General features: G+C 51.4%; 11 protein-coding genes. 2 read left to right on the top strand and 9 right to left on the bottom strand.

The genetic code is table 11. From position 1 onward, the window contains the following. Positions 1–117 precede the first annotated feature (117 nt). The 3 genes from AC0QH1_RS11210 to AC0QH1_RS11200 all read right to left on the bottom strand — a co-directional run bounded on the left by AC0QH1_RS11210 (position 118) and on the right by AC0QH1_RS11200 (position 9,532). A complete protein-coding gene (locus AC0QH1_RS11210) occupies positions 118–1,347 on the bottom strand; it encodes a WD40 repeat domain-containing protein (RefSeq protein ID WP_324631185.1) in 1,230 nt (409 codons plus the stop codon). A 134-nt stretch (positions 1,348–1,481) separates the two neighbouring features. Continuing rightward, a complete protein-coding gene (locus tag AC0QH1_RS11205) occupies positions 1,482–3,284 on the bottom strand; it encodes a WD40 repeat domain-containing protein (RefSeq protein ID WP_324631184.1) in 1,803 nt (600 codons plus the stop codon). Between the two features lie 488 nt (positions 3,285–3,772). Then, positions 3,773–9,532 carry a PAS domain S-box protein gene (locus AC0QH1_RS11200; RefSeq protein ID WP_324631183.1) on the bottom strand — a complete coding sequence of 1,920 codons (5,760 nt, stop codon included), beginning with the start codon at positions 9,530–9,532 and terminating at the stop codon, positions 3,773–3,775. A gap of 466 nt (positions 9,533–9,998) precedes the next feature. Here AC0QH1_RS11200 and AC0QH1_RS11195 point away from each other — a divergent pair, with 466 nt between their 5' ends. Further along, on the top strand, positions 9,999–10,259 hold the full coding sequence (locus AC0QH1_RS11195; protein WP_324631182.1) for a CRR7 family NDH-1 assembly protein: 261 nt from the start codon (positions 9,999–10,001) through the stop codon (positions 10,257–10,259). Positions 10,260–10,390: 131 nt separating this feature from the next. Here AC0QH1_RS11195 and AC0QH1_RS11190 read toward each other — a convergent pair whose 3' ends face one another. Further along, positions 10,391–10,957, bottom strand: coding sequence for a DUF2854 domain-containing protein (locus AC0QH1_RS11190; RefSeq protein WP_324631181.1), 567 nt, complete (start codon positions 10,955–10,957; stop codon positions 10,391–10,393). A gap of 302 nt (positions 10,958–11,259) precedes the next feature. Here AC0QH1_RS11190 and AC0QH1_RS11185 point away from each other — a divergent pair, with 302 nt between their 5' ends. After that, entirely contained in the window at positions 11,260–11,442 is a 183-nt protein-coding gene (locus tag AC0QH1_RS11185) for a hypothetical protein (protein WP_324631180.1), read from the top strand. Between the two features lie 79 nt (positions 11,443–11,521). On the opposite strand, the gene ppk1 is transcribed toward AC0QH1_RS11185, so the two are convergent. From ppk1 to AC0QH1_RS11160, 5 genes are all read right to left on the bottom strand, one after another. Continuing rightward, positions 11,522–13,702, bottom strand: coding sequence for a polyphosphate kinase 1 (gene ppk1 / locus AC0QH1_RS11180; protein WP_324631178.1), 2,181 nt, complete (start codon positions 13,700–13,702; stop codon positions 11,522–11,524). Between the two features lie 148 nt (positions 13,703–13,850). Then, positions 13,851–14,057 carry a hypothetical protein gene (locus AC0QH1_RS11175; protein ID WP_324631187.1) on the bottom strand — a complete coding sequence of 69 codons (207 nt, stop codon included), beginning with the start codon at positions 14,055–14,057 and terminating at the stop codon, positions 13,851–13,853. A gap of 292 nt (positions 14,058–14,349) precedes the next feature. Further along, entirely contained in the window at positions 14,350–14,949 is a 600-nt protein-coding gene (locus AC0QH1_RS11170) for a superoxide dismutase (RefSeq protein WP_324631176.1), read from the bottom strand. 342 nt (positions 14,950–15,291) lie between these two features. After that, positions 15,292–16,809 (bottom strand): diguanylate cyclase domain-containing protein, encoded by a 1,518-nt coding sequence (locus AC0QH1_RS11165; protein WP_324631175.1) that lies wholly within the window; start codon positions 16,807–16,809, stop codon positions 15,292–15,294. Between the two features lie 235 nt (positions 16,810–17,044). Further along, positions 17,045–22,174, bottom strand: a complete 5,130-nt coding sequence (locus tag AC0QH1_RS11160; protein ID WP_324631174.1) for a PAS domain S-box protein — start codon at positions 22,172–22,174, stop codon at positions 17,045–17,047. Positions 22,175–22,273 lie beyond the last annotated feature (99 nt).

The following is a 22,273-nucleotide window of genomic DNA, read 5'->3' as shown; positions in this document are numbered from 1 at the left end:
AAACCCAGATCTCAAAGGTCTGGGCCCAGAAGCCCGCGCCGTACCGCCTAAGCGGTCGGCGTCGGGAGTACGTCACGGTGAGGGATGGAACGATCGCCAAGGCAGTGAAAACCCGAATTAACTGGGCATCTGCCAAATTTCAATTGTTTTGTCAGAACTAGCAGAGGCAATCGTTTTTCCCGTAGAAGCGATCGTGACAGCATTGACGCTATCGGTATGTTTGGTTAACGTATGAATGGCAGTGCCTTGACTTAAATCCCACAGTTTAATCGTCGTATCCGAACTGCCACTGACCAGCATTTTCCCAGCGGGACTTAAAGCAATTGAGTTGACGCTATCTTCATGTCCTTTCAGGGTGCTAATTTCTTCACCGGTGGTTAAATTCCACAGTTTAATTGTGGTATCGGCGCTGGCACTGATCAGGGTTCGATTATCGGGAGAAATAGCCAAGGAATTAATGCGATCGCTATGTCCGATTAAGGTAGCAATTTCCTCCCCTGCATTCAAATCCCACAGTTTAATCGTGGTATCCAAACTGCCGCTAGCTAAAAATTGCCCATTTCCACTCAGGGCCAGGGCATAAATTGCGCCTTCATGTCCTTGCAAGCTGATAATTTCTTTTCCCGTCACTGCATTCCACAATTTAATCGTGCGGTCCAAACTGCCACTGACTAATTGGGTGCCATCCGCACTCATTGCCACCGCACTCACCCATTCCGGATGAGCCGATTTCGTAAACAGAAGTTGACCGGTTTTAACTTTCCATAATTTTATCGTTTTATCGTTACTTCCACTGGCTAACGTCCAACCATTTTGACTGATAGCCACCGCATTCACCGGATAAGAATGACCGGAAAGCGTGCGAATTTCAGCAGCGGTTTGCAGATTCCAAAGTTTGATAGTTTTGTCCCAACTGCCACTGACGAGAAGCTTGCCTTCCTGGGCGATCGCCAGGGCGCTGACCGACCGAAAATGTCCTTTTAACGTGGCGTAGGATTGGATAGCCGGTTGGGTTAAAACTTCTACGGTTGGCGTCACCGTGGGGGAGGGATTGGTAGGTTCGGGTGGCGGCGATTCTGGCGGATTTAATTGAGACCGAAGCCGCGTATTTTCCGTCGCGAGGCGGTGGAGTTCTTGCTGCGATCGCTCTAGTTTAGCTTGCTGCGATCGCCTCTCGCTCCACCGTTGTCGCGCCCAAGCAATTTTCGCCCGTTCTTTTTGTAAAATAAGGCGACGAATAGGTGCAGCTATTTTTGCCGGATAGGGCGTTAAATCCCAGCCACACACCGAACAGCGCGGCGGCTTTTCTGGCGAGAATTCGGTTTGGCATACGGGACATTTCGTCATTATTCAAGTGGTGTTTTTAGCCGAGAATGCAATTCAACGAAGAGGACAGAGAAGGTTTCCGAGGATTTGTGGCTGATTATTGAGCAATATTTGGGTAAGCCAGGGAGTAAACTGCAACAAAAAGATAGAAAAAATCAATCAGATACGCCCCAAATTCTAATTTTTCCATCATCAGACCCGGTGACAATTTTATCCCCTTCAGGAGAGATGGTACTGCAGAGGATGTAACTATCATATCCGGACATATTTTTGTTAGCCGATATGGTGTGGATGGGGGTTGCCTTATCCAGATTCCAAATTTTAATCTTGCCATCATCGGAACTGCTAGCAATCGTGCGGTTCTGACTAATTGAAACAGACATGACCGCACTGGTATGATCCGAGAGGGTATGTAATAATTTTCCGGTGCCGAGATTCCAGAGACGGACCGTGGTATCGTTACTGCCACTCGCGAGAATATTGCCATCATCGCTAATTTCCACAGAAGAGACCGATCCGGTATGTTCGGTGAGGGTATGGAGGAGTTCGCCGGTGAGCAGATTGCGGATTTTAATCATATTATCATTACTGCCACTAGCGAGCATATTGCCTTGGGGGCTAATAGCCAGAGAACGAACGGCGCTAGCATGACCGTAGAACGTGCCGAGTAATTCTTGGGTATTGAGATTCCAGAGTTTAATCATTTTATCAGCACCGCCACTGGCGAGGGTATTGCCTTTTGGGGTAAAGGTGACCGTATTCACCCATCCGGTATGACCTCGGAGGGTAAACATCAATTTGCCGGTCGCGATATGCCAGAGTTTGATGGTATTATCGCCGCTACCACTTGCGAGTAATTCGCCATTGGGACTAATAGCCAGAGCGATCGCAGAACCGGCATGACCCGAGAGGGTTTTAATGGGTTTGCCGGTATTGAGTTCCCAGAGTTTAATCGTGCGATCGTTACTGCCCGTAACCAGAAAATGGCCGTGGGGATCGATAGCCACAGCGCGCACCGCTTTTTCATGTTCTAGCACGTGGAGGCATCGGAAAAAGCGATAGGGTTGATATTCTTCTAAAGCCATTTTGGCTTTTTCCGAATGACTGCGCTTTAACAAAGCGTAAGCCATGCGCTGAACTGCTTCTGAAGAATCGGCCATTGCACAAATCAAAGCATCCACCATTTCCGATTCAAATCGGCTTTCGCTGGAGGTGCTTTGTGACTGGTGGAGGGAATCTTTTAACTGTTCGATTTCCGCTTGTAAAGAACTCACCCGTTCTCGTTCGCGATCGAGCTGTTCGATGAGAAGCGCTCGTTCCTGTTGCGATTCTTCCAACTGCCCTTGTAACTCGCGAATGGCGAGGCCATCACCGCCACTGGGTTGCGTTAATTGCTCGATTTCGCGAGAGAGCTTCGCGAGCATTTCGGGCAATCCTTCATCACCCAAACCATCTAAACGAGCCTGAACTTGTCCGATTTGTTCTTGCAAAAGTCCGCGCTCCTGATTCACTTGTTGTAACTGAGAAAACAGTTGATTGAGTTTTTGTTCGACTTGTTTTTGCGTCATTTGACGCAGATTTCGTTCTTCGGTAAAGTATTTTTTAATTTGATAGCGATCGAATCGGTCTTCCTCCATTCCCGATAACACGCTATCCACTCGTTCTTGTAAAATTGTTCGTTCTTTCGTCGCATGTTCAAATCGTCCCCAAACTTTCGAGATTTGGCGTTCGATATCGGCAAGTTTCCACTCTAAACCTTTGATAGAGGAGTCCTTTTCATTAACCCGCTCCCACATTTTTCGCGCCCAAAATAGTTTCGCCTGTTCTTTAGCTAAAGAGGCTTCAGATAACGAGCCACCCTCAGAAGGATCCACGGATCTCAGATCCCAGCCACAGGTTTGGCATAAGGTGTCTTCTCCCGCAATATATTCACTTCCACAAACTGGACATTCAGACACACCCAACCTCACGCTCTGCATCGTCTCTCTCCGCCCGGAGGGATGATTTTCACCGCCAGGGGAATTTACTCCGATCTTAAATAACTGCACCCAGAAGGTGCAGATAAAATACCCCTCTGATTGCTGAATGCTGGAGTTTTCACCTTACATTTTCACCCCTAACCTGGGGGATGCAGACCAGAGTGGGGTTTAATTGGTGATTGGCTCTGTGGGAGAATAGGCTCCATTTTGCCAGATTTCTCCCGCCCTTGCTCAAGTGCATTCTAACGCTCCAGTCGGCGGCAAGGGGCGATCGCCCCGGGATGAAACAATCATGGGTGGCATTTTTTTCCTTGCCCTTTTCTCCATGCAAATGGAACCACGCCGATGGATAAGCACTGATGCAAAATAAGCAACTCAGTTTGCTCAAACCGGTACCGTAGGGTGGGCGGTACCCACCTACTGCGAGGCCCGCAGGTTCAGAGATGAGAATGCAGTGCCGAGAAGCGTTATATCATGCCTAACAGAACCGCATGAACCCGTTCGTACTCCTGGTGCAATTCTGAGGCGATCGCCGATGCTTCTGGGGGCAAAGGGTCTCCCGTATCGAAAGTCGCGCAGACCATCATTTCCAGTTGCTTGCTCGACTTTGCCAGAGCGGTAGCGCCCAGGGTAGCACTGGTAGACTTGAGGGTATGAGCCGCGCGCAGCAGAGTTTCCATATCCGATTCAGATATAGAAGCGTCGATTTGTTCGAGCAAAGTCGGCAGATCCGAGAGATAGCTTTGCACCACCTCAGCAAAACCTTCCGGGTCATCCTCACCCACCATTTCTCGCAACATATCCACAGCTTTGAAATCGATAGAAGTCGATGGAGAGGGCGTAGGAGAATGTGCCTCGCGGGCGGAGGGTTGGGGCAAAGAAGCGTCAGTCATGTCAGCAGGTTTGTTACTAGGAGATTGAGAAGGAGTCATGGTTTGCGATTCCGGGGTGAGTTCTATAGTTGGAGTGGGCGGGGGGGTCGGCGAAACTGGAGCCACGTGACATTGAGCCAGGATTGCGGTGAGTGCCTCCATGCGGATTGGCTTGCTGAGATATTCATCCATTCCCGCCGCCAGACAGATTTCGCGATCGCCCTGCATAGCATTAGCCGTCATGGCGATAATCCAGGGGCGACCATTCGCAGAAACATCCTTGCGGACCGGCCATTCCCCACAGATCTGACGCGCCGCTTCCAACCCATCCATCACCGGCATTTGCACGTCCATCAGCACCACATCATAACTTTGGCGCTTCAGAGCTTCGATCGCTTCCAATCCATTACCGGCCACATCTGCCCGATATCCGAGGCGCTGCAAAATCCGCAGGGCCACTTTTTGGTTAACCACATTATCCTCAGCCAACAGCACCTTGAGATTTTTCGGTTCGGCGGCGCTGCGCTCAGGCTGTGCGCCGCCATCCGCCGCACCCGAAGCCACTGTAGAACCGCGAGACTTGCGCGATCGCACCCGCATCGGATAGCGAGAGAAAATCCCCACCAACACATCATAAAGCTGAGATTGTTTGATCGGCTTATTCAAAAACGCCGCAAAATGAATCCCCGAGGTTTTCACATCCACCGGGATCCGACCGATCGAAGTCAGCATCACCAAAGGCAAGCGATCGCCCCCCGGCAACTTACGGATCTGCGATGCCAAGGTTAACCCATCCATCTCGGGCATTTGCATATCCAAAATTGCCAGATCGAAATTCCCCACCCCCGGGCGCAACGCTTCCAGGGCCTCCATGCCCGATGCCGCCGTCTGCGGAACCATTCCCCAGGATTCACCTTGGCGGGTGAGAATTTTGCGATTTGTGGCATTATCGTCCACAATCAGCACCCGCTTCCCGCTCAATTGCGGCACATTATCCTGCAAAGGAGTGGTGGGGATCTCGTTGGTTTGTTCGGCGAGGATGGTGAAATAAAACGTCGAGCCAATCCCCTCTTGACTTTCCACCCACATGGTGCCCCCCATCAGTTCGCTGAGGCGCTTGCTAATCGCCAATCCCAAGCCGGTGCCGCCATATTTGCGCGTAGTGGAGGAATCCACCTGCGAGAACGACTTAAACAACCGTTCCATGCGCTGTTCGGGAATTCCGATGCCGGTATCGCGCACTGCCAATTGCAGGTGGTAAAGCTTCGACCGGGGGGAATCGGAACGTGGCAGCCCCGAGGGTTCAGACGGCGGGTCTACTCTCTTCACCGACACCACCACTTCTCCGCGATCGGTAAATTTCACCGCATTGCTCAGCAGGTTCACCAAAATTTGCCGCAGGCGGGTGACATCGCCGACAATGCCCAGGGGGGTATCTGGATGGATGATATAGGCCAATTCCAACCCTTTTTCAGCCGCTCTAGAGGCCACTAAATCCAGAGATTCTTCAACGCACAATTGCAGATTAAATGGTTGTTCTTCCAGTTCTAGTTTGCCCGACTCGATTTTCGAGAAATCCAGGATATCGTTGATAATCGTCAGCAGGGCATCGCCACTGGTGCGGATGGTTTCTACAAAGTCGCGCTGATCTGCGGTTAAATCCGTATCCAGGAGCAGACCGGTCATGCCGATGACGGCATTCATCGGCGTGCGGATTTCGTGGCTCATGGTGGCCAGGAATTCGCTTTTGGCACGGTTGGCGGTTTCGGCACTGGTGCGCGCTTGTTCTAAGGCCAAATTTTGCTCGGCCACAAGCTCCCGGGCGCGGGTTTCTTGTTCGAGCAATTGGGCTTGGGCTAAGGCGATACCCACTTGTTCGGCCACAGCTTCGAGCAATTGGATTTCCTCGCGCCGCCAGCGGCGGAAGTAGCGCACTTGATGCAACCCGATTACCCCGTTGGGGGCGTCTTGGTAGGAGGTTCGCACCGCCAACATGGATTTGAGACCGATATACTGGCACACTTCCGTCGCATTTTTCAGCAGCGGATCCTTGTAAACGTCATTCGAGGCGATCGCTTCATCTTGGGCGAGTACCTGCTGAATGTGCATGTTGCCTTCCATCGGCACCAAGGGGACCTCGAGTTCCAACATCGAGGACGACCCCGCCTCTAAATACTCGGCCACTACGGGAACTTGGGGTTCCGGTTCGCTCAGGTAAGCGTGAATCAAGCAGCGATCGACCTCAAATGCCCGCCCGATTTGGGTGGCTGTGGTTTGAAAAATCTGCTGCGCGTCGAGGCTTTGGCGAATTTCTCGGGTAATTTGTTCGAGGAGCAAACTGCGATGCAGTTGCTGTTGCAGGGCCGTTTGGGTGGTGTTGCGCTCGATTTCGCCGCCGATCCACTGGGCCATGAGCTTCATCAGCTCTCGATCCACCGCTTTGAAGGTCTGGCGGCGCGGGTTGGGACTGAAAAAGCTCAGGGTGCCATATACCTGCCCTTCTACCATCAATCGCGCGCCAATATAGGATTCCAGGCAACGGGCTTTGTATGCTGGATGGTTGCGCCACTCGGATTCGGCGGCGACTTCGATGCAGATGGGTTCGTTTGAATAGGCGGTGGCGGAGCAATAGCTCAGGTCGAGATTGAAGGCGTCTCCTTTGGCGATTTTGATCGGGGCACTCTGGGGAAGTCGGGCGGCGATCGCTTCGTAACGCAGGGATTTCCCGGGCAGGGTTTCGGTATCGATCCCTTCAATGCGACTCACCATCCCGAGTTCTAACCCAAATCTCCGACATCCCATTTCCAGCATTCGCCCTAAGCGATGGTCAAAGTCGAGTTCGCGATCTGCGGTGACGGTATAAAGGGCGCGAATGGCGGCTTCGCTTTCTTTGAGCGACTCGATGGATCGGTTTTTTTCGGCTTCGGCTTGTTTGCGATCGGTGATATCGTTCAGGGTGCCGCTTAGGCCGGTCGTCGCTCCGGTTTCGTCTCGGTTGGCTTGCCCAAATACCTCCATCCATCGATAGCTTCCCTGTTTGGTTTGGTAGCGCACTTCTTCTTGACAGGAGTCTTTCTCTCTACCAATGAGCTGTTGTAAGTGCTCGGAGACGGTTTCGCGATCGTCGGGATGCAGGTACTCGATGCAGTTTTTCCCTTGGCTTTCTTCCAGACTAAATCCGGTAATCTCTGTCCAGGCGGGATTGAGAAAGGTCCAGGCCCCAGTGGCATCGGTTTGGAAAATCACTTCTTTGATGTTGTTCACCACGGAGCGATATTTGGCTTCGCTTTCTTGCAACTGTTGCGCCGCCTGCAGCCTTTCGGTGATATCCTGTACCATGCCAATGGCAAATTGGGCGTTGCCTAAAGCGTCTCGGACGATGGAAACATTCAAATTGACCCAGATTAAGGAGCCGTCTTTACAGATGTAGCGCTTTTCCATCTGGTAGCTGTCTAGGGTGCCGGCAACGACTTCCTGGAACAAGGGTATTTCTTTGGCGAGATCCTCGGGATGGGTAAATTCGCTAAACACCATTTGGCAGAGTTCTTCGCCGCTGTAACCGATCGTCTGTTGGAATGCCGGATTGCTTTTGACAATCCCACCATCGTCTAAACTGCCCAGCACAATGCCGATGCCGGCTTGCTCGAATATGGTTCGCAGTTGGGTTTCGCTTTCTTGCAGGGCGGCTTCGGCTTGGAAGCGATCGCTGATGTCTTGGAATACCCCAATCCCGGCAAAGATTTCCCCGCTTTCGTTGCGGACCGGTAAGGTGTGGAAGAGATAGTAACGGTGCGCGTAGGGCAGTTCGCGCACGGTGGCTTCCCCGTTGAGGGCGGCGCGGGTATCGGCTTCTATGGCGTCGCAGGTTTCGCGATCGAAGACTTCGGCGGCGGTTTTGCCTTCGAGTTGTTCTTTGGATAACCCTACATCGGCTAAACCGGCCCCTTCGGCAAGCAAATACCGTCCCTCGGTGTCGAACAGGAAGATGGCCCCGTTGGGAAAGTTGCTGGTAAGGGTGCGATACAGTTGCTCGCTTTGGCGCAGGGCTTGTTCGGAACGAATGCGATCGCTAATGTCGGTGGCGATGCCGATTAATCCGACGATCTCTCCTCTTTCGTCGCGCACTGGGGTGGTTTGATGTTCGAATACTACTTCGCCAAATTGGGAGATCCAGGTTTGTTCTTCTCCGGTGAGGGTGTTTTCTATCCCGCGCACTACCTCCGCGCGATCGGCATAGCACTGGAATATTGAACGACCCAGGTTTTCTGCGGCGCTGACGCCCAAGGTCCGCAATCCTTTCCCTTCAAATAGGGTGATGGTTCCTTGGCTGTCGGTGGCGTACAACACGATGGGGGCGTTGATGACTACGGTGCGAAGTCTCGATTCGCTTTCGCGCAGGGCGGCTTCGACGCGCTGGCGTTCGTTGATTTCTTGCAGCAGTTCGTCGTTGGCGGTTTGCAGTTGTTCGGTGCGTTCTTCTACCCGCCGTTCTAGTTGGGCGTTGAGTTCTCGGATCTCGGCTTCGGCTTGGAAGCGTTCGCTGATATCTTCTACCATGCTGACGAGAAATTTGGGTTCGTCGTCGGCGTCGGTGATGTCTGAGGCGATCGCTCTGGCAATGATGATTTGCCGATCTTTGCGAATTAACCGTTTTTCTAATTCGTAGTTGCTGCGTTCTTTGGCGGTGAGTTCTCGCTGTAGTTCGTTTTCGCGATCGCGGGTCTCCTCGTCGGCGCTTAACTCGCTTAAGGTCAGATTTTCTAGTTCTGACTCCTGGTAGCCCATCATCTGCTGCAAGGCCCGATTGGTTTTGATAATCTTTCCGTCTAGGGTGGCGATCGCTATCCCCATCGCCGATCCTTCAAATACGGTCCGAAACAGGGCTTCGTTTTGTCGCAGTTCGGTCTCGACTTCCTCTCGGATGCTAATCTCTTTTTGCAGTTCTTGATTCGCCATCTCTAGCTGCACCGGCGAGGGCAAGGCTAGGGCTTTCGGCATTAAGGGCACGATCGCAATGGCAGTGGCAAGAGAAACGCCGGCTGTGATGGCTTTAATCCCTCCGGATATCCAATAGTCGGGATGCCACAAGGTCCAGACTCCCATCAGATGGGTGGTGCCGCAGGAGATGATAAAGGCTCCAAATAACAGAAAAATCCAGCTAAATGGCAAATCGTTCCGCTTGCGGATGAAATACAGCAGCATCAGGGGAATGGCATAATAGGAAAGCGCAATGACTGCATCGGATATCAGATGCAACCATACCAATCCGGGCTTCCACAAGTAGCAATGTCCGTGTGGAATAAATGCGAAAATCTCCATCCAGTTCGCCTTCGGCATCCCGTTCTGGAACATCATGGTTTCTAAAAGTGTTTCTAAACCTATCAGCATTACGCCCTCATTCGATCTGCTAATCGCTGGCCCCAAGTTTCTCTCTTGCATTTTAGCTGAGGGGCACTGTCTGTGCCTATGAAATAGTCTTCCCCTTTTCCCCCCCCTATCCCCTTCAGCTTACAGTTTTTGACCTGTTGCGGTTCGTTCTCGAGGCAAGTTAACCTGGTTGTTATCTTTTTTTTAGTTTTTCCGCCCCGGATGGAACCGTTGCGATTGCCCTTGCACTCTCATGGTTTTTTGCGTGGCTTCCCCCTCGCGCAATTTGCTTTTTTCAGTTAAAATTGGTTGGGGTCGCTCCTGCCTGTATTTTGGGCGGTTGTGCGGCTCCCTGGGGCTAGCCTCTGACTCCCACCGCACAATTCTTGGCCTCGAGTTGCTCCCGGCGGGTTCGCCACACTCAATATTAATGACGAATTATCACCATCGAATTATGCCAGATTCTTTAATGTATCAAAATGACGAGTATTTTGTGGTCCTCGAAGCCGACGCCGATGAGGAAATTCTCAGCGCTGCGGAACTGCTCGAGAAGCTCAAACAAGTGTTAGGCGATCGGCAAGGAAATTTACCCAGAGACTTGCTGAAATTTAATACCGTGGAAGAACAAGCCCAATATCTACTAGAAAATGATTGCGAATTTGACGTAGCTCCCGGTCACTTTTTGCAGTGGTATGTCGTGCGTCTGGAAAAATAATTTTTCTCCGTTTTCTGGATATTTGCACTTCCTAATTCTTTGTTTCTGTACCGGGCTAAAAACTAACGATAGAGAGGTTAGGGACAAGAAAATACCTTGTCCCTATTGGCTGGTTCTTGTTAAAAACGGGATTAGGCTGCGTTTTTATCGGTGCGATTCAAACTAATTAACGCCACCTCTACGCGATTTTCGGCAGGTTGATTGACTTCTACTCGAATGCCCGGACCGAAAAACTTGGTCATTTTTTCTTGCTTTTCTTGCCAGGTAGATAGGGGAATTTTCGGCGAATCAAATTCTAAAATTAAAGCATAAGCATCGTCTATTTTCATTTCCCGAATGCCTTCGAGGAGGGGTCTGGCTTCATCCGAGGGACTCAACCCCAAGCGGGCGAGGGTATCGTCGAGATGGGCTTCTTGCCCGTAACGATAGCGGGTGACATCTTTGCGAATTTGATTTTGAATTGGGGTCGCCAATTGTTCTCGCAAGTCGAGGATTTCCGGTGGGGTGGGTTGGGAAAATGGCAGGGGTTTGAGTTCGGCTGCTTTGAGGGCTAAACCGCCGAGTAACAGGGGAATGCCGTAAAAAAAGCCCGCCAGATTTAACGTGGCATAGTCGTTGAAATAAGCGTAGAAGCCGACGACGGTGATAATACCGCCGACTGCTAAACCGAGGGTTCCTAAAGAAGTTTGACGTAACATCAGAAGAGGTTGGGTTGAGTGTAATTCCAGGGCGGTTTTTTTTATTTTCCCCGGTTATGGCAAAAGTGTCTCATGTTTTGGGGCGAGTTTTTCACCCGGGGTCAATTCTGAGGGGCGCAATCGTGCAGGTGAGGGGGTGCGATCGCCCTTCAAACGGCTTCACATCAGCCCGCCACCCGATTTACCCTTGACATTTTTGACAATTTATGATAATAAACTGCCCCACTGCAAATTCCAGCCACCGCATCCCAGGGGGGCTAAAATAAACGGTATGCCACATGGAGCATTACCAAGCTAAATCAATGGACGAACAGAAACTCAGAGAACGGATTGAGGCGATCGCTAGCAAACGCGCTTCCCTAGAGCAACTCTTAGAACAACCCAACCTCGGCACGCTCAGAATTGACGTGAACCAAGCCCTAGAAGAAATCGACGATTTGATTGACGAATTCAACCGTACCTTTCCGGAACAACCCATGACTTAATCCCTCGTTGCTCGTTCTCAGGAAAAACCTGGGAACGAGTCAAATCAGAGGCGGATATCCCAGGGTTTGGGGATTAAATCTAGTGACCTTGTTGCAGGGCCATTTCCATCAAAATATTGTGGGAACTTTGCTCGCTGGCTTTATCCTCGCAACGACGTTTCACATAAGAACCATCCGGTTGCAAATCCCAGGCTTGACGGTTATCCGCGAGCATAATGCCGAGAATTTCTTGTAAATCTTTAGACAAATCCGGGTCTTCTACCGGGGCGATCGCTTCCACGCGCCGGTTGAGATTGCGCGGCATCCAGTCAGCACTGCCAATAAACACCTCTTCGTCACCATTATTGTGAAAATAAAAAATCCGCGAATGCTCCAAATAGCGCCCCACAATACTGATAATGCGGATATTTTCGCTCACCCGAGCAACCCCGGGACGCAAACAACAAATCCCGCGCACGATTAAATCGATTTTCACGCCAGCGCGAGAAGCTTCGTAGAGTTTGGCAATAATTTTCTGGTCTACCAAAGAATTCATTTTGGCCACGATCCGACCCCCCAGACCATTTTTGCAATTTTCGATTTCCCGTTGGATCAGGGCCATCATGCGATCGCGAATATTCACCGGTGCCACCAGCAGTTTGCGATAAGAGCGCTGGCGGGAATAGCCGGTCAAATAATTAAACAAATCAGTCAAATCCGCGCCCAAATCATCCCGACAGGTAATCAACCCCAAATCCGTATAGATCCGAGCGGTTTTCGGGTTATAATTCCCGGTACCAATATGCACGTAGCGGCGGATGCCATCGGTTTCGCGGCGCACTACCATTGCGGTTTTGGTATGGGTCTTTAACCCCACCAAACCATAAACCACATGAACGCCAACTTTCTCCAACTTTCGCGCCCAAAGAATATTATTTTCCTCATCAAACCGGGCTTTCAGTTCCACCAACACCGCCACTTGCTTGCCATTTTCGGCGGCGGCGATCAAGGCATTGACGATCGGGGAGTCGCCGGAGGTGCGGTAGAGGGTCATTTTAATGGCTAATACTGCCGGATCGTAAGCCGCCTGGGTAATGAAACGCTGCACCGTAGCGGCAAAAGAGTGATAGGGATGGTGGAGGAGCAGATCTCGGGCGCGGATGGCGGCAAATAAATCTTCGGTTTCGTCAATCTCCACGTTATTGGGATCTTGGGGCAGTTCGCCTAAGTTGCGAAACGGCGGCGGGATCACGGGGTTCCAGGGCGGGTCTTTCAATTCTGGCAGGGGCAAACTCATAAAGCTCATCAAGTCCCCGAGACCTAACAAACCTTCCACTTTATAAACCTCATGGTGGGTGAGGCCCATTTCTTGGGTGAGCATTTCGCGCACGGAGGTGGGCATATCGGCTTGAATTTCCATTCGCACCACCGATCCGCCCACGCGCCGTTTGCGTAGTTCCTGCTCGATCGCCAGGAGCAAGTCGTCGGCTTCTTGTTCTTCTAAGGCGATGTCGGCATTGCGGGTAATTCGGAAGGGATGATATTCCAAAATGTTCATCCCGGGGAAGAGAAATTCTAGGTTATGGGCGATCGCCTGTTCTAGAGGGACGAACTGCCAGAGTTTTCGGGTTTCTGGTGACTGAGAGCCTGAGCTATCGCGCACCTGTAGGGGAAGTTGCACAAACCGAGGCAGAACTCTGGGGACTTTCACCCGGGCAAAATATTCTTGTTCTGTCTCGGGGTCTTTGACGACTACGGCTAGGTTCAAGCTGAGGTTGGAGATGTAGGGAAAGGGATGTCCCGGATCCACGGCGAGGGGGGTGAGTACGGGAAAGATTTCTTCTTCAAAGAAGCGTTGCAGGTAGGTTCGCTGTTCTTGGTTGAGGTCCATGTAGTCGAGGATGTGGATGCCATGCTCGACTAATAGGGGTCGCAGTTGGGTGTGAAAGTGGTGGTGCTGTTGGGCGACGATCGGGTGCAGGCGATCGCTGATGGCATCGAGTTGTTCTTGGGGCGTGCGACCATCTGGGGTGAGGGAAGACACCTGGGCTTCCACCTGCTGCTTGAGTCCCGCAACCCGCACCATGAAAAATTCATCGAGGTTGGAGCTAAAAATGGCTAAAAATTTCAGCCGTTCTAGCAGGGGGGTGCGCTCGTCTAGAGCTTCGTACAATACCCGATAATTAAACTCGACCCAGCTCAGTTCGCGGTTAAAGTAGTATTGCGGATCTTTCAAATTAATCTCAGTTGTTTTGCCCTGAGTTTTCTTCGTTTTTGCCATTTTTCTGCTGTGTTGTAAACATTTATCCGATTTTTTGGCATTCCCCAAAAAATTTCTAACTCAATACGGTAAAGGAGTTTGGTTTGGGTTGGGGCGCTTCGGAGATGAGGTTGGAGGGGATAAAGGAATTTCCCCTGAGAAATGTTATCTAAAATACTTCTGCTTCGATGCCAACCCACCACTCGCCGAGGTTCATCAAGTCGTGATGAATGTCGGCGAGTTCTGTGGCGTATTCTTCGGGGGAAAGCTGCGATCGCCGCTCTTGCAGTTTTTTCAAGCGCAGTTGCACGAGCAACCAAGGTTTGGCGATCGCATCGCTGGCTTCTATATACTGTCCTAACTGTTCGCTGTTCATGCCACGGTAAATCAATGGTGGATTATGCCCTTATCTTAAGATGTCTGTTGAAGCGATCGCCTAATTTTCTCGATCGTATTTTCCCGACCTTGTAGCTCGCTCCCCTCTCTGGATCCATAAAAAAAACAGCCACGAGTGGAGTCGTGACTGTTTTTTTTGCGCAGTTGAGCGATCGCGGGGTTTGGAGAAAGTCCCTGGGGAGAAAGCACCTGAAGAGGTTTGAGGTTGAGGGCGTCAACCCCACAGGGCTTTTCTCATGCCCCAGGGGCGATCGGCGTTCCGAGGCGGCTTTCTACGCCTTTTTCATTTGTTCGGCGACGAAATCCCAGTTCACCAAATTGTCGAGGTAGCTGCTCACGAAATCGGGGCGCTTGTTTTGATAGTCGAGGTAGTAAGCGTGTTCCCAAACATCCACGGTGAGCAGGGGAGTTTGCCCCATCGCGATCGGGTTGACGGCGTTGGGGGTTTTGGTGACTTTCAGGGTGCCATTGTCGAGCACCAGCCATGCCCAACCGCTACCAAACTGGGTTTTGGCGGCGGTGGTGAATTCTTCTTTAAATTTGTCGAAGCTGCCAAAGTCGGATTTGATTTTCTCGGCAAGTTCGCCGGTGGGTTCGCCACCGCCACCGGGTTTCATGCAGTTCCAGTAGAAGGTGTGGTTCCAGGCTTGGGCGGCATTGTTGAATAAGCCAGATTTGGAAGCGTCATTGTAGGTTGCTTTGATGACTTCTTCAATGGACTTGTCGTCCATGCCGGCGCTTTTCACCATCTCGTTGTAGTTGTTCACGTACTTGGCATGGTGCTTGTCGTGGTGAAATTCCAGGGTCTGCTTCGACATGTGTGGCTCTAGGGCGCTGTAGTCGTAGGGTAAAGCTGGCAGTTCGTATCCCATCGCGTTCTTCCTCTCTTCTATAAGTGTTGGTTAGTGTTCTTTTGTGTTGGTCGCTTTCGCCGATCGGCGATTCACCCGATCCTCGGTTCGGATTCGGGCCAGCAACCTGCCTTCTGATAGGATTTTATATCAAAAGTTACAAAACGATCCAACTTTTGCGGGGAAATCTGTCTTTGGATAGAGTAGGAAAGGGCGATCGCGGTTGCGGCAGAGGCCAAATTGGAGCCAGTTTGTTGCCACAGGCCCCCTCTGGAACAATGACCCTGTGGATCCCGAACCTCGTCACCCTTCTCGCACCCCTCCCCCCCCTTGCATCGATAGGGGTCGCGTTTCACTGGCGGGCTAATTTTTCTGCCCACAGTGCTGCAACCGCTCTAAGAAAATCATCCGATCGCGACCTTGGTTTTTTGCCGCATATAGGGCTTCGTCTGCGGTGGCGATGAGCTGTTCGGGAGAATTTTGGCAGGCGGGAATTGTGCTAGCTACGCCGAGACTGAGGGTAACGGCGGAATTCACGATCGAGTCGGGATGCGAGAGTTGAAGCTGTTTGACCCGATCTCTAATGGTTTGTGCGAGGGCGATCGCCTCTTCTCTGGGGGTATTGGGCAAAATTGCCGCAAATTCTTCCCCGCCATATCTGGCGAGCAAATCCTCTGCATTCCTCATCGCTTCCTTCGCCGCGAGCGCGACTTGCTGCAAGCACTCGTCTCCGGCTTGATGACCGTAATAATCATTATATCGTTTAAAATAATCTAGGTCAAATAACACTAAGGAAATGGGCTGTTGTTTGCCAAACATTTCTGTCCATACCTGAGATAAATATTCATCAAATCGGCGACGATTCGCCACTTGGGTTAAACTATCCAAATTCACGAGGCGATTTAATTCTAAATTCGCTTGTTTTAATGCCGCTTCTGCATGTTTGCGCTGAATCATCGACCCGAGTTGACGAGCAAGGGCATCGATCAGTTGAAGCGATCGCCCCGAGGGTTGGAGGTCTTGACTCATAAAAAATACTAAAATCGCCAACACTTCCGGTTGATTTTGACTATTCTGCACCAAAATCGGTACCCCTAACGCTCCTTTAAGTCCCGCCAGCGTTGCCAATCTAGCGCGGGAAAGGTGTTCGCCGCTATCGTAGCCAATATTTTTGACCCATTCCATTTTTTGCGATCGCCACACTCGTCCCGCCAATCCCTCACCCAAGCTCAGGTGAAAGGTTTGACTGTGGCGACAAAATTCGTTTAAAATCCCTTCTCCAGCATACCACGCTTGTCGATACTTTAAGGAGGTTTTTTCTGCACTGGGCATCCAAGCTTCTCCAAATTGCCACTGCATCGTTTGACAAGTTTGCGATAAAATAATCCCAAACGCTGCATCTATATCGGCGGAATTGGCAAGCGCTTGTGTGGCAGTTAATAACAGTTGCAATTCTGCATTTTGATTCTCTAATTGTACTTGAATTTGCCGCAGCCGCAACTGACTTTCCACGCGCACCAAAACTTCGATGGGTTCAAAAGGCTTAGTGATATAATCCACCCCTCCCAGATTAAAGGCTTCGATTTTATCCAGGGTCGCATCCAATGCGCTGATAAAAATCACCGGAATGGCCCGGGTACTCTCCTGGGATTTGAGCTGCTTGCAGACTTCATACCCATTGATATCGGGCATTTTAATATCCAGTAAAATTAAATCGGGAGGTTCTATCTTCACCGACTGTAGTGCCAGCTTACCGTTTTTGGCCACCCGCACTTTATAGTTATGTTGATTCAGAATATGGGTCAATAAAATTAAATTGGTGGCGGTATCATCAACGATTAAGATATTTTGCTTCTCCCGTAAAAATTTTTCCCCAGTCATAGAGTTGCTTCCCGTGATTGTCTGTTGAACAGGAGAGCGCTTCTCATTTCTCCCTTGTTTTTAATGATAACAGTTTTTTGTTCGAGACTTGCTAATGGCTATGTGAAGTAATGGTAAAGCGAACTGGGCAGAGTACGGGGATTGTAACCGGTAGGGGGAAAGGGGAGAGAGTGGGAGAGTGAAAGTGGCGATCGCCAATCCGCCTAGGTGGGGGAAAAGGCATGGGGAGTTAATATCAGTGCCTTTTCTCCAAATCTTCACAAGACCATACCCCCTCGATTAATTCGATAATGGTTTCAAACTGAAATTCATTGGCGAGTTCGCGCAACCGTTGAGCCACAGCGGGATCGGATACGGCGATCTCGTCGAGATGCAGACTAATTTGGTCTAAGTCTCCTTTCATCAAATTGTGGTGAAAACTCGCCAGCAACTCTGCCGGTAAAGAGGCAATGCGATCGCGACTCAGGGTGGAAAACGCGGTTTCCCCTGCTGAGGATGGGGCGGGGGTTTCCTCTGGGATAAAACTCACCCCTAAATGGGTGGCGATCGCCGCAAAAATCTCCTCCTTTCGGAAGGGTTTGCGAATCAAATCATCGCACCCTGCCGCCAAAACTGCCGCTTTTTCTTCGGACAAAGCACTAGCGCTGATGGCAATAATTGGCGTATGTTCGCCTTGCGGAGTGGCTTTAATCCGACGGGTTGCTTCATACCCATCCATCCCGGGCATTTGCATATCCATCCAGATTAAATGCGGGCAAAACTCGGCACAAATTGCCACGGCTTGTTCGCCATTGAACGCTTGTTGGATTTCAAATCCTAACGGTTGGAGCAGTTTGACCAACAGTTGACAATTGGATGAGCGATCGTCTACCACTAACATTCGATAATTCGGTTGGTTGGCGGCTAGGGCGATCGCCCCGAGGGTTGGGGTCTGCCCCTCTACTTCACTGGGGCAGACGGGCTGGAGGGGAATCTCGAATCTAAAGGTGCTTCCCGTGGCGCGATCGCCCGTTGTTCCATCGTAATTAATTTCGCAGAACTCCGCCCCGGGAGTATAAGCTTTCCCGCCACTGATGACCGTTATGGTTCCCCCCATTAACCGCACGAATTGATAGCTGATATTCAATCCCAATCCCGTCCCCACTTGGGTGCGAATGCCGGCTTCGGCTTGGGAAAACGGTTGAAACAAACGCTCGAATTCTGATGCGGCAACCCCCGGCCCGGAGTCAGCAACTTCAAACAGAATCTTCCCGTTTTGGGCGAGACTGTGCGAACCGGAATTTTCCGGGTCTCTGGAGTCGCTGGGCATCACTTGCGCCCGGACCGTCACCCTTCCCTCTGGGGTGAATTTGACCGCATTTCCCAACAAATTAATCAACACTTGACGCAATTTTACTTCATCGCTGTAGATAAACGCCGGCAGGTCTTTATCCAGGTCAAATTGTAACTGCAACCTCTTTTCCCTGGTTTTTAAAACAAACATTTGTTCCACCTGTGCCAGTAACAGGTATAGGTTGAATTGATTCTCGTTCAAATTCATCCGTCCGGCTTCGATTTTCGACAAATCTAGCACACCGTCGATTAGGGTTAGCAAATGTTCTCCACTGCGGCGAACGATTTCGAGATTTTCTTGCTGTTCTGCGCTGAGGCGGGCGTCAGTCAGGAGCAGTTGAGAAAAGCCGAGAATGGCATTTAAAGGGGTTCGCAGTTCGTGGCTCATATTGGCCAAAAAGGTGCTTTTGGCGCGGTTGGCAGCCACGGCAGCCTCCACTGCTTGTTCTAGTTCGGCTTCTGCTTTTTTGCGCGCGGTAATATCCTCCACACAGCCGAGAATTTGCAGGGGTTGGCCGCTTTTATCGCGACTAAAGACCACTTCTCGGGCATTGAGCCAAATCCACTGGCCGGTTTTATGTTTGAATCGGTATTCGGTGGAGAGGATATCGCTGTCGCCTAGGTTGAAAAAGCGGGAGTTCACCTCCAGGCACAGGTGTCGATCGTCGGGATGAAAGTGTTCCATCAGCCATTGCGGACTTGCGCCGCAAATTTCTTCTGGGGAATAGCCGACAATGGCAGTGCTTTGACGGTTAATATAGATGCTGGTTCCTTGGATTAAGTCAAACAAATATAGCATTTGCGGCACCGCATCGGCAACTCTGTGCAGAAAATGCTCGCTTTGACGTAAGGCTTTTTCCACTCGGACGCGATCGCTGATATCCCGCCCCACGGCTTGATATTCTACTAAAGTCCCGGCACTATCGAAGATGCCGCGATGCACCCACTGCATCCAGCGAATTTGGCCGCGCGCGATCGCCCGCATTTCCATCGTCACTGCCGGGTTTTCTGGCGTCACGGAATTTAACTTTTGCCTCACATTTGGCCGATCTTCTTCAAAAATAGCCTTGTGATAGTGCGCCCCGACGGTGCGATCGCGCGTTAACTCAAAAAATCGGTAAAATGCTTCGTTGGCAAAGGTCATGGTGCCATCGGGCAAAAATCGCAAAATCAGTTCGGTCTGGTCCTCGAGAATGGCGCGATAGCGAGCCTCACTTTGTCGCAGAGCCTCTTCTGCCTCAAAGCGATCGGTAATGTCAGTAAAGGACGTCACCACCGCATAGGGTAGGGTGTCTCCCGCGCGAAACAGGGGTTGCGAGTTAATGGAAATCCAAGTTAGCCTCGCTTCGCCTTTATACAAGCCCATCACCACGTTAACGCAAGGTTCGCCGGTTTGCAAGGTCACGATCGCCGGGTGTTCTTCTCCGGGGAACGGCGAACCATCTTCGCGAATCGCTCGCCAGTGCGGATCTACAGAAGTCCGCCCCATCATCGCATCCTGGGATAAGCCGAGAATTCGTTCCGCACTGGCATTGCAGGTGCGAATCATCCCGCTGCGGTCTTGCAACACGATTCCCTCTGCCATTGCTGTCACCACCGAGCGATAGCGTTCTTCGCTTTCGGCTAAGGCGGCTTGTGCCATCCCGCGATCGGTGACGTCGCGCAGGATGCAAACCACTTCTTCCCCACCACTTTTCACGATCCGCGCCTCGTACCAATGATTCCCCTCCCCGGTTTCGATTTCCCATTCGTAGGTTTGCAGATTCCCGGTTTCTACCCCCAGGCGAAACCGTTCTCGCAACTCCGCTTTGATATTCTCCGCCCAGGGTAAGGCGTCTAAATTTTGACCGATGAGCTGTTCGGGGGGCATCCCCACCAGGCTCTCGGATGCTTTCACATCCAGCACCGTGCCATCCACTTGTTGCCGGAACATCATATCCGGAATTGCTTTTAACAGCGCTTGCATGTTTTCTTCTTTGGCGCGCAAGGCGGCTTCGGTTTGTTTGATCTCGGTAATGTCGGTGGAAATTCCGCAGATGGCATACACTCTGCCCTCTGCATCGGTTAGCGGCACTTTCACCGTTAAGTAGTGACGCCGTTGCTGGGTGGGTTTAATCGTTCCCACATCGTGAGAGCGCACGATTTTTCCGGTGGCGATCGCCTTGGCGTCGTTTTCTCGCACCGCAATGGCCATCTCTTCGGAAAAGAACTTAAAATCATCGGCACCGATAATCTCTGCCTTGCTCGCACAAAAGAGGCTTTCGCACAATCGATTCACGTAAGTAAACCGACCGTTTTTATCTTTTAGATAAATATATGCACCGCTATTTTCGATAATCGCCGATAGGGTTTGTTCGCTGCTTCGCAGTGCCGCTTCGATTTGTTTGCGATCGGCTATTTCTCGTTCTAATTGCTGATTGGATTCGGCCAGTTGGGCGGTGCGCTCTCGCACTTGCCGTTCTAGGGTGCGGTTGTAATCGGCTAGCAGTCGTTCGACTTTTTGGCGCTGGGTGATATCCACCGAGACGCCGATAAACCCGACAATCTCGCCGCAATCGTCGCGCCAAGCCGAGCCGATTCCTTCCAAGGTGCAACCGTTCATTTCGGCGATCTCGCGATAGGGTGCCCCCGTGCTCAGGGTGTTGCGGATTGCCGCGCAGATATTCGGTAAGTCGCGGCAATATTCAAAAATGGAAGTGCCCAAGGCTTCCCCGGGTTTGAGTCCTAACCCTTCTAACCCTTTCCCTTCCGAAACCGTCAAAATGCCCTGGCGATCGCACGCCCAAATAATCACCGGCAAATGCTGAATAATGGTACTAAGATAGGTGTCTTTCTGTCTCAGCTCGAATTGCGCTTGTTTCAGTTCGGTAATTTCCGAGAGGGTTCCCACATACCCCCTCACTCGACCGGCGGCATCTTTTTCGGCAATGGCTTGCCCCAACACCCACACCTGGGTGCCATCGGGTCGCAAACAGCGGTATTCGCAATTAAACGGAGTGCCGCGATCCACGAACTCGGACCACCCTTTGACCACCCGATCGCGATCGTCGGGATGCAAGGTTTTCATCCACCCGACCCCCATTGCTTCTGATTCCGACAAGCCAAGGGTTTCAAAACTGCGCGGGTTGCCATGTTGGCAATTCCCTTCGGCGTCGATGCGGAAAATCGCCACCCGGGCCGCTTGGGCTAAGGCGGCGTAGCGCCGATCGCTTTCCACTCGGGCAATTTCGCCTGCAACGCGATCGGTGATGTCGATGGCTATCCCACTGACCACCCAATATTCCCCCCCGGGGTGTTTTGTGGCGCTCAGGGTATGGGCAATCCAGCGCAGGCTACCATTTTTGTGCCGAAATCGATATTCTAGGGTAATTTTTCCGCCGCCGTAGAGACGCGCGTACCCAGGCTCTAGAATGGTCTGTCTATCTTCTGCGGGAATTCTCGATTCCCATAATTGCGGATCGGCGGCGAGTTCTGCGGCGCTATAGCCCCAGAGGATTTCCGCACCGGGGGAAATGTATTCGCACTCCCAACTCTGGTTGGGGTAAAGGCGCAGGGAGGCGATGCAAGCGCCGGTGTCTTGCAATATCTGTTGCACTGGGGGTTCTGTGCCGATGGAATCTGCCGGTGCGGGGGCGGATTGGCGAGCTGCTTCTGGGGGGTCTGGGGGCTGAAATGTCATCACCGCACCGATTAGGGTGCGGTGAGGGTCAAATAAAGGAGCCGATCTCATGGACAAGCTGAGGACTTCGGTGTCTCGATGAATTTCGAGATCGGTGGCGATCGCGTTTTCTCCGCCGAGCGATCGCACCCACGGGAGGCGATCGCTCGGATAGGGTTCCTGGGTTCCGGCTCGATAAATTTGTCGTTGGGTTGGCATCTGGCAACCTTCGGCACTGCTCAACCATCGTTTCGCATGCGGATTGCTATAAGAAATGTTGCCTTCGATGTCCATCACTGCGACCCCGAGGGGTAACGCTTCGAGAATGTGATGAGACGGTTGTGGGGTAATTGGGGTTTGATTTCGGTGATTCATGGGGGCGATCGTGCGCTCTGGCAAGTGTTAAACTAAGCAATTCCGTCACCAGAACTACTCGTCTTCAGAACCGGACTTGAGATTTTCACCTCATCCGGC

This window comes from Phormidium sp. CCY1219, from assembly GCF_055795085.1.
Note: the sequence above shows the minus strand (reverse complement) of the source record. Positions and strands in the feature narration are given on the sequence as shown.

Excerpts from the sequence above, each read along its gene's own strand:
- AC0QH1_RS11210 (WP_324631185.1), bottom strand. The coding sequence starts at position 1,347 with ATGACGAAATGTCCCGTATGCCAAACCGAATTCTCGCCAGAAAAGCCG.
- AC0QH1_RS11160 (WP_324631174.1), bottom strand. The coding sequence starts at position 22,174 with ATGAATCACCGAAATCAAACCCCAATTACCCCACAACCGTCTCATCAC.
- AC0QH1_RS11190 (WP_324631181.1), bottom strand. The coding sequence starts at position 10,957 with ATGTTACGTCAAACTTCTTTAGGAACCCTCGGTTTAGCAGTCGGCGGT.
- AC0QH1_RS11195 (WP_324631182.1), top strand. The coding sequence starts at position 9,999 with ATGCCAGATTCTTTAATGTATCAAAATGACGAGTATTTTGTGGTCCTC.
- AC0QH1_RS11200 (WP_324631183.1), bottom strand. The coding sequence starts at position 9,532 with ATGATGTTCCAGAACGGGATGCCGAAGGCGAACTGGATGGAGATTTTC.
- ppk1 (WP_324631178.1), bottom strand. The coding sequence starts at position 13,702 with ATGGCAAAAACGAAGAAAACTCAGGGCAAAACAACTGAGATTAATTTG.
- AC0QH1_RS11175 (WP_324631187.1), bottom strand. The coding sequence starts at position 14,057 with ATGAACAGCGAACAGTTAGGACAGTATATAGAAGCCAGCGATGCGATC.
- AC0QH1_RS11170 (WP_324631176.1), bottom strand. The coding sequence starts at position 14,949 with ATGGGATACGAACTGCCAGCTTTACCCTACGACTACAGCGCCCTAGAG.
- AC0QH1_RS11185 (WP_324631180.1), top strand. The coding sequence starts at position 11,260 with ATGGACGAACAGAAACTCAGAGAACGGATTGAGGCGATCGCTAGCAAA.
- AC0QH1_RS11165 (WP_324631175.1), bottom strand. The coding sequence starts at position 16,809 with ATGACTGGGGAAAAATTTTTACGGGAGAAGCAAAATATCTTAATCGTT.